10 protein-coding genes are annotated in these 12,474 nt (G+C 40.2%); 5 read left to right on the top strand and 5 right to left on the bottom strand.

Translation table 11 applies throughout. The annotated features are described in order from the left end of the window. Positions 1-151: 151 nt before the first annotated feature. Positions 152-709: a guanylate kinase gene (gene gmk / locus IQ264_RS21040; protein WP_193982761.1), complete on the top strand. Its 558-nt coding sequence runs from the start codon at positions 152-154 to the stop codon at positions 707-709. Between the two features lie 29 nt (positions 710-738). On the opposite strand, the gene IQ264_RS21035 is transcribed toward gmk, so the two are convergent. Next, positions 739-2,406 carry an NB-ARC domain-containing protein gene (locus IQ264_RS21035; protein WP_193982760.1) on the bottom strand — a complete coding sequence of 556 codons (1,668 nt, stop codon included), beginning with the start codon at positions 2,404-2,406 and terminating at the stop codon, positions 739-741. 293 nt (positions 2,407-2,699) lie between these two features. On the opposite strand from IQ264_RS21035, the gene IQ264_RS21030 reads away from it, so the two are divergent. Further along, positions 2,700-5,999 carry a pre-peptidase C-terminal domain-containing protein gene (locus tag IQ264_RS21030; protein ID WP_193982759.1) on the top strand — a complete coding sequence of 1,100 codons (3,300 nt, stop codon included), beginning with the start codon at positions 2,700-2,702 and terminating at the stop codon, positions 5,997-5,999. Positions 6,000-6,239: 240 nt separating this feature from the next. Continuing rightward, positions 6,240-6,806, top strand: a complete 567-nt coding sequence (locus IQ264_RS21025; RefSeq protein WP_193982758.1) for a DUF6174 domain-containing protein — start codon at positions 6,240-6,242, stop codon at positions 6,804-6,806. A 796-nt stretch (positions 6,807-7,602) separates the two neighbouring features. On the opposite strand, the gene psaJ is transcribed toward IQ264_RS21025, so the two are convergent. Both psaJ and IQ264_RS21015 read right to left on the bottom strand, forming a co-directional pair. Continuing rightward, positions 7,603-7,731: a photosystem I reaction center subunit IX gene (gene psaJ / locus IQ264_RS21020; RefSeq protein WP_193982757.1), complete on the bottom strand. Its 129-nt coding sequence runs from the start codon at positions 7,729-7,731 to the stop codon at positions 7,603-7,605. Positions 7,732-7,770: 39 nt separating this feature from the next. After that, entirely contained in the window at positions 7,771-8,268 is a 498-nt protein-coding gene (locus IQ264_RS21015; protein ID WP_193982756.1) for a Photosystem I reaction center subunit III, read from the bottom strand. A gap of 318 nt (positions 8,269-8,586) precedes the next feature. Between IQ264_RS21015 and tsaD the strand changes: the two genes are divergently transcribed. Both tsaD and IQ264_RS21005 read left to right on the top strand, forming a co-directional pair. Next, positions 8,587-9,630 carry a tRNA (adenosine(37)-N6)-threonylcarbamoyltransferase complex transferase subunit TsaD gene (tsaD, locus tag IQ264_RS21010; RefSeq protein WP_193982755.1) on the top strand — a complete coding sequence of 348 codons (1,044 nt, stop codon included), beginning with the start codon at positions 8,587-8,589 and terminating at the stop codon, positions 9,628-9,630. A gap of 88 nt (positions 9,631-9,718) precedes the next feature. Next, a complete protein-coding gene (locus IQ264_RS21005; protein ID WP_193982754.1) occupies positions 9,719-10,348 on the top strand; it encodes a Uma2 family endonuclease in 630 nt (209 codons plus the stop codon). A 43-nt stretch (positions 10,349-10,391) separates the two neighbouring features. On the opposite strand, the gene IQ264_RS21000 is transcribed toward IQ264_RS21005, so the two are convergent. Then, positions 10,392-11,297 carry an alpha/beta fold hydrolase gene (locus IQ264_RS21000; protein WP_193982753.1) on the bottom strand — a complete coding sequence of 302 codons (906 nt, stop codon included), beginning with the start codon at positions 11,295-11,297 and terminating at the stop codon, positions 10,392-10,394. A 159-nt stretch (positions 11,298-11,456) separates the two neighbouring features. Continuing rightward, positions 11,457-12,176, bottom strand: coding sequence for a hypothetical protein (locus IQ264_RS20995; RefSeq protein WP_073593282.1), 720 nt, complete (start codon positions 12,174-12,176; stop codon positions 11,457-11,459). Positions 12,177-12,474 lie beyond the last annotated feature (298 nt).

The raw sequence follows: 12,474 nt of genomic DNA, 5'->3' as shown, positions 1-12,474 counted from the left end.
AGTCAAAAACTGTTACTTAAAGGTCATTTGTAAAGAATTATTGGTAATTGCCAAACAATTCTTAACCACATTCTTAACGAATGACGAATGACAAATGACAAATGACAAATGAGCATTTAAAATCTAAAATCTCAAATCTAAAATCAATCTTATGGAAACAGGCAAACTGATTGTTTTTACAGGGCCAAGTGGGGTTGGCAAGGGTACCTTACTGCGACAACTCCTAGCACAGCATCCGCAATTGGTACTTTCTACCTCCGTAACTACCCGTCTACCTCGTCCCGGAGAAATTAACGGCATAGATTATTATTTCGTTAGTGTGGAAAAGTTCCGGCAAATGGTTGCAGATGACGAATTGCTGGAATGGGCAGAATTCGCGGGTAATTATTATGGTACACCTCGCTTACAAGTGGAAGAACTAATTTCCCAAGGAAAGAGGGTAATCTTAGAAATTGAATTAGAAGGCGCGAGACAAATTCACCAAACTTTTCCCAAAGCCTTGCGATTGTTTATTTTGCCTCCTTCACTATGGGAATTAGAGCAAAGAATTCGCCGTCGAGGAACAGAAACAGAAGAAGCGATTACCAAACGTTTGCGCCGTGCCCAAGAGGAGATTAACGCCGCTAATGAGTTTGATATTCAAATTGTCAATGACAACTTGGACAAAGCTTTGGAAAATCTGGAAGCAGCACTTTTTGCTCTGTGCTAAAGTAATTTATGAACGCTACCTATAGTAGATTAATGTTGGTAATTAATATCATCTGCTATAGGTTGTGTGGATTGCGTATTGGTAACTAATTTAATTGGGTAACTAGTGATAACCGCTACTTTTTTTAAACAAGTAATATTTATATTTCCGTAGCCTAATAAATTGGAAATATGCGATCGCATTTCTGAGTGAATATTTTCCAAATGAACTTTTAGTTGTTTTGGAGAATGAAATTTTCTGCGTAAATTTTCCACAATTGGCTCTAATATTGAGTTAATTTGCTCCGATTTAACTTTAGCACTTGCTTGGGGTTGTAAAAGCAGAATTAAATAGATTAAGTGTTTATCGTTATCTTTAATTTCTTGAGTGATAAGTGTAACTATTAAATTGGTTATATAATCCATTAGTAGGGGATTTAGGGTAAATCTAAAACGATCCTTAATAATTAGCGATCGCCTTTCCAAAGACATCAGTATAATCGGCAATTTTTGCCGAGTCTCCCAACTTAAAATATCTCGTTTTAGTTCACTTATTGTAACTGAATGACGTTTAACTGCTAACCAATATAGCACCTCTTTTTCCCAATCCGAACAGCGATTTATCTGTTCTTCTAAAAGTTCATACATATTTTCAAACCTCTTTTTATGTGGCTCACATACAGATATAAAATCGGAAACATTTCCATCAAATAACTCCTGAATTTGAGTAGCTAGCATTTTTAAAATCAAAGGATTACCTGAATAATATTTTTCTATTACTCCCCAATCAGATGTCGCTGCAAAGAAAGTACCTTTAAACTTAAATAAATGTGGGATTTCTGCTAATTGTAACCCTGATAATTGGAAGCAACGGACTGGTAAATTTTTCCCTTCAAGTACAGCAAGTTCTTTGGGTTTTTCTCGACTATTTAGAACTACGCAGCTTTTTGATACAGATTCTCCCAAGCGTTTGAATAACTCGCCATAAGCTTCGTAACCTTGACGATATTTTCCCACTAATTCCCTACTTTGAAAAATTGATTCTACATTATCCAGAATTAATAAACAGCGATGTTGCTGGAAAAAGTTAATCAATTCAGTTATTTTTACATTTAGATTTTTACTAATAGTTTGATTGTCAAAGAGAAATTGCAAAATTTTCTCTAAGTTTTCTTCAACAGGTGGCGCGTAACGGAGACTGCGCCAAAGAATGTACTCAAATTCCTTTTTTAATTGTTGCGCTAACTTCACCGATAAGACAGTTTTACCTATTCCTGCCATACCTAATAGTGCGAGCAGTCGGCAATTTTCTTTAGTAATCCATTGTTCTAAAGTAGCAAGTTCTGTTGTTCGACCACAAAAACAAGAAACATCTATTAATTCTTCCCAGTCTTGGGATACAAAACTATTAACTTTAATTAAAGTTTCAATAACTTCCTTCGCCACAGGAAGTTGCTGCTGAATTTGCAGCTCTGCGTATCGATATAAAACACAGCGGAAATTAGTTTTAGTAACTCTCTTTCCTAATGCAAAACTGAGCTTTTTCCATAGCTGGGAGCCAACATTCTTTACATGACCAAGATCGTAACCAAAACAGCTAGCAATTTCTTGATAACTCTTTCCTTCCCAAGCTTGGCGAAACAATATTTCATGAAGTTTGTTTAATGAATCTGGCTTTAAGATTGCATCAACAATTTCTAAAGCTTCTTCTAAATTCATTTTTTTAGCAAATATTACTGAAATTGGTCAATTATCAAATTTTGAAGCAAATTTGGAATTCTTATCAAAGTATATTATGACTTTTTTTTGACTTTCTGACTCAGTAATATTTTTTAATAAAGTTTCTGACTTTATTGTGACTTTTCCCAGTAGGCAATCGCAGGGAAAAAAGTTTTGATGTAATTATTGTCTCTCAATCAATTTTTTCTCACTAAATCAGTCTTTTCTGCTAGACGTTGCTGATTGCAACGAACAGTTTAGTGCGTCTATTTACTTACAACCAACTGAAAATTATGCTAGAATTCAACAACTTGTTTGATGAAACATATTATTTGCTGCACAATCGGGATGTAGCGATCGCCATAGGGCAAGGTTTTTTTCTCAGCGGACTCGATCACTACCAAAAATGTGGTCAGTTTGAACGGCGCAGTCCCAGTGGATTGTTTGCCGAAGACTATTATCTGTCCCAAAATCCAGACGTAGCCCAAGCAGTACAATCAGGTGTTTTTCCGAATGGATTACAACACTTCATTAAGTATGGTCAGGCTGAAGGTCGTCAACCAAGTGTTTTCTTCAATCCAAGCTTCTATTTAGATTTTTACTCAGATGTCGATACTGCGGTTGCGAATGGTGTGGTAACACCATTAGAACATTTCGTCAAGTACGGTCAATTTGAAAAGCGCGATCCATTCAGTGAATTTTATACCCAAGATTATCTAACGGAAAATCCAGATGTAGCCCAAGCAGTACAAGCAAGTGCGAATACAGCAGATCCCCTCACTGCCATAGAACACTTTGTTGATTATGGGCAATATGAACGGCGTAACTTTGGCCCTGACTTCAATACTTCATACTATTTACAGCAAAACCCAGATGTAGCAGCTGCTGTTAAACCTTTTGGTTTAAGTCCGATTAAACATTACCTGCAATTTGGCATAAATGAAGGACGATTCAGTACAGAAGGGCCACAGTTGAATATTATTGGTTTAACTCAAGCTCTTGATTTAGGTACTATTGGCAGCACCAGCGTTAGCGATTTTGTTGGCAACAATAACACAGTAGATGTCTACCGCTTCAATGTGGGCAATCTCAGTACTGTTAACATTACTCTTAATGGTTTGAGTGCAGATGCAGATTTGCTCTTAATTCAGGATCAAAACGGCAACGGTATTTTAGATGATGATGGAACATCCAGTGAAATAATTAATTTCTCTGGTGCTGAAGGTGTTACCGCAGAACAAATTAGCAACTTGTTGCAACCGGGTAGTTACTTTGTGGCAGTTGAACAGTTTGAAGGCGACACCAACTACAACTTGAGCTTATCAGCAACACCTTTCACACCGCCAGCAGATACAGCTGGTAACACCCTGAGTACTGCACGGAATTTGGGTACGATTAATAATTCTCAGACCATTAAAGAATTTGTCGGAAATGTTGACCCAGATGATTTTTATAGTATTAATCTCTCTAGCGACAGCACTCTGAATGTAAATCTAGACAACCTCAGTGCCGATGCCGATTTATACGTGATTCAAGACAGTAATGGTAATGGCACTGTAGAAGATGAAGAAGTGCTTGCTGCTTCTGAATTTGTGGGTAACAGTTCAGAGCAAATTGCTAACCTGGCTTTGAGTGCGGGTAATTACTTTGTTCGCGTTCAGCAGTTTGAAAAAGATACAACTTATGACCTAAGTTTGTCAGCTACTCCCGCAGCTATTCCACCAGATAATGCAGGCAATACTCCAGGTAGAGCACACGATATTGGCATTTTGAGTAGTACCCAAACCTTCAGCGACTTTGTGGGTAAGGTGGATACGGATGATTATTATCGGTTTACCACCAACGGCACTACTGACTTCAGTTTGACCCTTAACGGCTTGAGTGGTGATGCTGATGTATCGCTAGCTTTGGACAAAAATAATAACAATGTCATAGATGAAAATGAAGAGTTTGAAATCTCTGCCAATGAAGGTGTTACTCCAGAAGCAATCAACGTCACTGGCTTACCGACAGGCAATTATTTCGTTCACGTTTATCCATTTGAGGGCGACACCAACTATAATTTAGCTCTCTCAGCTACTCCCTCAACCTCACCACCAATTACGATCGGAGATCCAGAGGTTCCACTTGTACCGCCTACTCCACCTCTACCACCTACTCCGCCCCTACCACCTACTCCAGGTACGGGTGGACGCGATCCCAACGTTGAAGAACCCAGGGAACCCAACGAACCCCGCGATCCTAACGGTGGCAAAGACCCGATAATTGATAATACTGTAAAGAGCGGTAAAGAAGATGCTGTAAACGTAACCAAACCTACTGATAACGTACCGCTAGCTGCATTAATAATTGGTAGTAAGTGGAATATTGCAGCTGGAGGTAAGCTGTCATTCAGTTTTGTGACCCCTAATACTGCTGCTTCTTACCAAAGTGATGCAAGCGAAACTGATGTAGCATCGTTAAGTGACGCGGTTAAAAATAACATCCGCGATATTCTCAAAAATGTCTACGAACCAGTTATACCGATCCGGTTTATAGAAGTAAATGAGGATGAAGGCAAAATTGGTTCCTTGCGTTTCATGTACTCTAAAGGGCCAAGTTACGCCTATGCTTATGGTCCAGGTGGAAGCAAAGGCGGGGATGTACATTTTATTCGCAATTATGAAGGTACCGATGATGATAATAATTTTGAAAAAGGCCCCGGAAGTCACGGCTATATCAGTTTGATTCACGAAATTGGTCATGCTATGGGGCTAAGTCATCCTGGTAATTACAACGGTAGCACCACTGGTCAGCAGGGAGAAGGGCCATTCCTTCCTTTCCAGGACGATAACTACTTAAATGCGGTGATGAGCTATAACTTCACTAACAATAAACCCACAACCTTGCTCCCCTATGATATCCGTGCTCTTCAGTTTTTCTATGGTGCTAATACTTCCTATAACAATACGGATACAACTTATAGGATTGATTCTAATGTATTGGAACAGTATAAGACCATTTGGGATGGCGGTGGAAATGACACGCTAGATTTCTCTGCCCTTCCAACTGCTACGCAAGGTTACAGGTTTGACTTGAATCCTGGCGGTCGCAACACAGCTTTCAGCGCGTATAATCAGGCAACATATACGGCTACGGGGGATACATCTGGCAACACCTATAGAGCCGATCGCTATGGTGCTCCGATCGCCTACGGTACTGTGATCGAAAACCTAATTGGTACTCAAAGCAATGACTTTATTTTGGGTAACAATGTCGCCAACAATATTAATGCTGGTGCAGGTGACGACCAAATCTTTGGTGGTGGTGGTGCAGATTTATCAACGGGTGGCGCAGGTAGTGATCTGTTCACTCTCGCGCCAGGAAATGGTGGTTCTACTATTGAAGCAGCGCCCACTATCACCGATTTCAATGCGGGTGAAGGAGATTCGATCGGTTTGTTCAACGGTTTGAATTTTGCCTCTCTTTCGATTACTCAGGGAACAGGGGCATTTGCTAATTTTGCTGTAATCCAGAGTAATGGAGAATATCTGGCGAAGTTAAACAACACTCAAGCTAGTGTGTTGACGCAAGACCGATTCCGAATTGTTTAAGTTACTTGGACGAAAAGACGATCGATTGGTCTAAAGAAAGTAATTTCTCCTTTGTTCATCTCTTAAAGAGAGATAGATAAATAAGTTAAATTAAAAATGCAGAAGATTAGAAAATAATTTCTCTGTCTTCTGCATTTTTTTTAGGACTGTTAACATTATTGTCTTCTGGGGAACTTTTCTTCAATAGCCATAGTCAATGATTGGAGTTAGCTTATACAATCAGACTACACATAGAGTAAAATGTTGAGTAAATTCATAAAAATTTTGTTTTTGCCGATCGCAAGTTTAATGTTGGTTTTGATAGTCGATCGTACTAATGCAATTAATATTCACCAATCTAATTTTACGACTCAAGCCAACTTAATTATATTAGCTGAAAGGAATTTGCAAATGTCGGAAAATCCAATTTCTGAAGAGTTACGAAAAAACCAGGAATTATGGGTTAAACAAAAGCTGAAAAATTACCGCTACATTCTGCAAGTTAGTTGTTTCTGCCCACCTAATATTACTCAACCAGTTATTATTGATGTTCGTTCTGGTAAAACTTCTTCAATTACGCCACAAACCAGCAGAAATATAGTTAATAGAGAGCTCTTCCAAAAGTACGATTCTATTGATAAACTATTTGAGATTATTCGTTCAGCACTTGCCAAAAATGCTCACCGGGTTGATGTTAAATATCACCCTACTCTAGGCTACCCAACGCAAATCAGCATTGATTACGATAAGCTAATGGCGGATGAAGAACTCTTTCTCACTATTAATAAATTAGAAACTCAATCAAACGGGCGCTTCTCCCATCCATAATAAAGCTTGGGTGCGATCGCTCTAAAAACCAGAAACGACTGGAATAGTTATTAAAAACCAAAATCGAGAAACCAGTTTAATTTTAAAACACTGGTTTCTCGATTTAAAAATTAGCAAATAAGCTAATTTATTGGAACAGGTAAGTGCTAATAAAATGGGGAATATCCAAAGCTAGAAGTGCGTAAGCAAGCAAAGCGCCGCCAATTCCACAGATTTCTGTTTCCAGTTTTTATAACTACAGAAGATTATCTAGAGGAAGTTCTGATTACCAAATTACAAAATTTAAATACTTAAAAATCACTCGTATGTTAGAAAAAATGGCTACAAACCTAAGCTGGGAAATGTATAGTAACCAACATATCGGTTAGGAAATCATATTTTGATTTAAAGGGAACTGAAAACAGGAAAATGCCCTATAAATTGTGGAGACTACTATAACAGAAATCAACTTTTGCCCATTTAAATTACTTTACTTGGAAACTGAAAAAAATTGCTTTAATCCTTTCTCCTGTTTCCCTACAGCCTCAATAAATAAATTAGATGCGTGACAGTTTATCTGTTCCCTACCCTAACCTTTTTTGCATTAGCAAGGGCAATTCAATAGGCGAAACAATAAACTCGCGATTATTTACTTAACGTTACACCAACGCTTGTAAACAATCGCGAGTTTTAAACATCAGATAAAATTGTCGGAGCGTGTTGCCAGTTCTGCATTAATGCTACTGCCAAAAGCAACAACTAGCATACTCCTACAGGTATAACGAAACCATCAAGAAACTATGCCGAAAGATATATCCTATGGCAGAGGATGGAATAGTAAATCTGGGAAAAAGCGGTTAAATTCAATCAAAATTCCCGCAGTAATAAACAACCAAATTGTTGTTATAACAGGAGCGGTAGAAAGATACTTCAAGAAATATTGCATGAACAAATCCTCCAAGTTTTTTAAGAAAACGCAACTAAACTAGCGAGGTGAAACAGGGATTTTGCTATCGTCAGCTACTAATTCACCAGTAGTCAATTCTTTTAATGCCAACAAAGGCCATAATGGGCCTGTGAGGATTTTGGAAACTGCTAGAGGTACATCGATGATGATCTCTTTTTCTTCTGGAGATTTGTCTTTCTTAATAGCTTGGAGATAGGCACGACCAACCCAGCCAATCCAACCAGTTATGTAGAGAAACAGAATACTGGGGATTAAGAAGTCGCCAGCGTGAGACAAGCTACCATCTACAATTAAATGTGGCAGTCCTTCAGGGCCGCAAAGTGCTTCAGAATAGCGATCGAGACGCTTTTTCCCTGATTGGGGATCATCAGTCGTGGGACGGACAGTTTTATAGCGTTGTTGGAATGCTGGAGAATCCTTGCAGGGTACGAGAACAGAGGAGTCCGCAGCAGAAGCAGCAGGAGCAAAGCTGAACCAAAGGCTGATTACGAGAATTAAAGCGAACAAGCGTCGCATCGGATTGTTTCCTTTTGTTACAAAACAATAAGTTTGTTGTACAAAAAGCTGAGATAATTTGTACAGTCGAAACCGCTGAACTAGGAAGAAATAATACTCTTGCTTGGTATTTTTAGTAAAGTTGAAGTGAACAAAAGTTAAAGTTTCTCAAACTAGTTCTAGAAGGCACCAAGGCAGAAGGCTCCAAGGCAGAAGGGAATGAAGGGTTTTGAGTTGTAGAGGCGGGTTTAGCAATTATCCTTGTCTCGTCATCAAAAAATTATTTCTAAAACCCGCTCCTACGGTTACAAGTTCTCAACAATTTCCTAAGAGTGAGCAATGGCGACAATTTTAGCAATAGAAACAAGTTGTGATGAAACAGCGGTGGCGATCGTCAACGATCGGCAAGTTTACAGCAGTATCATTGCCTCTCAAATCCCCGTCCATCAACAGTACGGCGGCGTTGTCCCAGAAGTCGCCTCCCGCCAGCACGTAGAAACGATTAACCAAGGCATTGCCCAAGCATTTCAACAAGCAGGTGTAAACTGGTCAGAGATAGACGGGATTGCTGCCACCTGCGCCCCTGGATTAGTAGGAGCTTTATTAGTTGGGTTAAGTGCGGCTAAAACTTTGGCTATTCTCCATCAAAAGCCATTCTTAGGCGTGCATCACCTAGAAGGGCATATTTATGCCTCTTACCTGAGTTCCCCGGATTTACAGCCACCTTTTCTCTGTTTGCTGGTTTCTGGGGGTCACACAAGTGTAATTTATGTTAAAGATTGTGGAATTTATGAAACTTTAGGTGAAACTCGCGACGACGCAGCGGGGGAAGCGTTCGATAAAGTGGCGCGATTGTTGGCATTAGGTTATCCTGGTGGGCCAGTAATTGACAAACTGGCAAAAGAAGGTAATCCCAACGCTTTCCCTTTACCAGAGGGCAAGATTTCGTTACCAAATGGCGGTTTTCACCCTTACGATTCTAGTTTTAGTGGTTTAAAGACTGCTGTATTGCGGTTAACCCAAAGATTAGAGCAAGAAGGACAAAATCCACTGCCAGTAAATGACATTGCGGCTAGTTTTCAGGATACAGTAGCTAAAGCCCTGACTCGCAGAGCAATTAATTGCGCCCTTGACTACGGACTAAACACGATTGCGGTAGGCGGAGGAGTAGCAGCGAACAGTGGACTGCGGAAACATTTACAGGAAGCAGCTGCTTTGCATAATTTACAAGTGATGTTTCCCCCAATGAAGTTTTGTACTGACAATGCGGCAATGATTGGTTGTGCGGCAGCAGATCATTTGAATCGGGGTCATATTTCGAGTTTGACTTTGGGAGTGCGATCGCGCCTTCCCCTCAGCCAAGTAATGCAGCTTTATTCATGAAGCAGGGGGGTACAGGAGCAGAGGAGCAGAGGAGCAGAGGAGCAGAGGAGCAAGGAATAGTTTAGTAATTAGTAATTAACAATTAACTATGACTTACACTACACAAAAGCTGTTAACCTTTGAAACATTTCTCGCTCAATATGTTAATAATCCTCGCTATGAACTTGCTGACGGAGAGTTAGTTGATATGGAACTAACAGGACTTCATGAAACCGTTAGCGGTAAACTAGCAACTCAAATTGGGATTGCTATTACAGCAGAAAAACTTCCTTGGTTCATTCCTCGCACTTGTTTAATTCGTCCTTTTGCAGATGTAGCTACCGCCCGTCGTCCTAATATTGTCGTATTAGATGAAACTGTTCTTGGCAATGAACCTTTGTGGCAAAGAGAACCTGTGATTACGTTGAGGCGATCGCTCAAAATGGTAGTAGAAGTTGTCAGCACTAATTGGGAAACAGATTACGCCCGAAAAGTTGAAGAATATGCACTTTTTGGAATCCCTGAGTATTGGATTGTTGATTATTTAGGTTTGGGAGGCGTGGCTTTTATTGGTAAACCAAAACAACCGACCGTTACTGTTTGCCAACTAATTGAAGACAATTATACTCAACAAAAATTTCGTCTGGGTGAAGCGATCGCGCAGCGTGGCGTTAGCCGTATCGTTTCTCCTCTGCTCAAAAACTTACAACTTCGACTTGATGATATTTTGCCTCGTTAAGACACACTCATTCTGCCTTCCCTCTGCATATTGATGCGATATTTCACTCGCTTTCATACCGAGTCAGAATACTACTAACTTCTTTTGCCACCACATTCGGTTGTTCTAACATAGCCAAATGTCCGCAATCAGGAATTTCAATAACATTATTTCCACAGCATTCAAATAAGGGATGAAAACTAGCTAAATGGCGCACATATTTCGGTTCCATTACCTTGTCATTGGCACCAGCAATAAAATAAACAGGTTGCTGAAGTTGCGAAACTATTTTTGGCAGAGTATTAACTTCTGCTTCAGTTGTTGACTCTAGTAAAGTTCCTAAAGCTGCTTGTGGGTGCGCCATGACAAAATCGATTACCCTTTGACGACCCCAAGAACGTGCAACTGGACACGCCACACTATCACGAGCAAATACTAAATCAATCCAAGGTAAATAACGAAGAATTCGCGGACGAAATTTGACTAACTGTTGACCAACAGAACGAAATTGCTCAAAAGCTTCCTTGAGATAAATACCACCGCCAGCGTTAACACAAATAACACCCTTGACGGACTCAGGAAATTGTTCTGCTGCCCAGAGTGCGATCGTACCACCCAGAGAATGACCAACCAACCAAGCACTAGAAATATTTAATTCCTTAAGTAAAAGACCCAACTCATTAGCATAGACAGCTGGAGTATAAAGAGCAGCCTTGGCATTTACCGTCTCAACCAAAGACTTTTCCAGACTACCTACTACATTTTGATTTTTCTGACCAATTTGGGAATCACCAAACCCACGCAAATCATAACCAAGGCATTGGTAACTTGGTGCCAAAAGCTCAATCAGAGGTTGCCAATAGCGACGACTCAACAGCCAACCGTGAATGAATACTAAAACATCACTCTTAGCGGTAGGAGCCGTCAACTCATAAGCGTGTGCTGTACCCAGGATGTTGATGCTTGCCATAGATAGATCCTATCTTAATGGGAACTCTCTTGACTCCCCTTACACAACTCATAGCAAGCATTTGGACAACTTTGAGCACACCAGCTTAGTCGCTGGGAAAATGTAACAGGACAAAATAACAGAAATATTTGTTCCCTGTTTCCTGTTTTTTTTACCCAATCATCGACCCATCAACCTCAGCTTGACGCTTTCAGCGATTTTTTGTCCAAGATATTCTGGAATCAAGCTCTCATTCGGGCCTAAAAGGTAAAGTATTAAGCGAGTACGTCCCCGCCATACCAGCAAATTGGCACTAATCACTAACAGATCTTCTTGCCAGATAGCATACATTACCTTGTAAAACAATCCCGGCTGGTTATCTGCTTCAATTAACAACGCTGGTAAATGAAATACTTGGTCAACGTGGAAATCAGTTTCTACCTGTTCTAAGCCAGCATCAAGATTGAATTCCACTGCCAGCATTTCCTCGACCTCAAAGCGTCCGCCTAGTGCTTCCCGAATAGCGCGACAGACATTCTCAGAGGTTTTCTCTGTTAAAGCCTTGCTACCACGAGAAACGACTAACTTAATAAACACCAGCATTGGGGGGCGAATTTGACCGTACAGGCTCAAGCTATGAATAGTTAAGCCATAAGCAGCTAATACGCCAAAAATGTCGCTCAACAGAAATGACTGATTTCGGTAAGCAAAATAAAGGGCGCTTTTATTGCCTTCCGGTTTCATTTCAATGACCGCCCGCTTGGTTTTGAAGAGTCGATAAGCTAACCGCAAGTTTTGCAATTGACTCTCGCTACTGACAAACTGTTCGTAGAATTGCGGAAACGATCGATTAAACCGTTTTAGGAGTTCTAGAGTGGACGATTTTAAACCCTGGGCCATCATGGGCAATTAAAATAACAAACCAGATCGAAGTCCGGCTAATTTTCCAATGTTCTTACACTTTAAGGCGATGGGATTTCCTAGCAATGGTTTTACCCACTACCTCCCCCAAAGAGCATAAACTGTTTACCACCTAAGTTGGTCAAAATTGCAGATTAATTGATTTTTAGGGAAAACTCCCTACTCATCAACTAAATCCCGCAATTAGGTCAAACACTAGAGGGATACGTAAAGATATACTAACTAGTGCGTGGTAGGGAGCAGGGAGCAGGGGAGCAGAGGAGCAGGGGAGCAGGGG

The sequence above is a fragment of the [Phormidium] sp. LEGE 05292 genome, from assembly GCF_015207735.1.
Classification (GTDB): Bacteria; Cyanobacteriota; Cyanobacteriia; order Cyanobacteriales; family Aerosakkonemataceae; genus Floridanema.
Note: the sequence above shows the minus strand (reverse complement) of the source record. Positions and strands in the feature narration are given on the sequence as shown.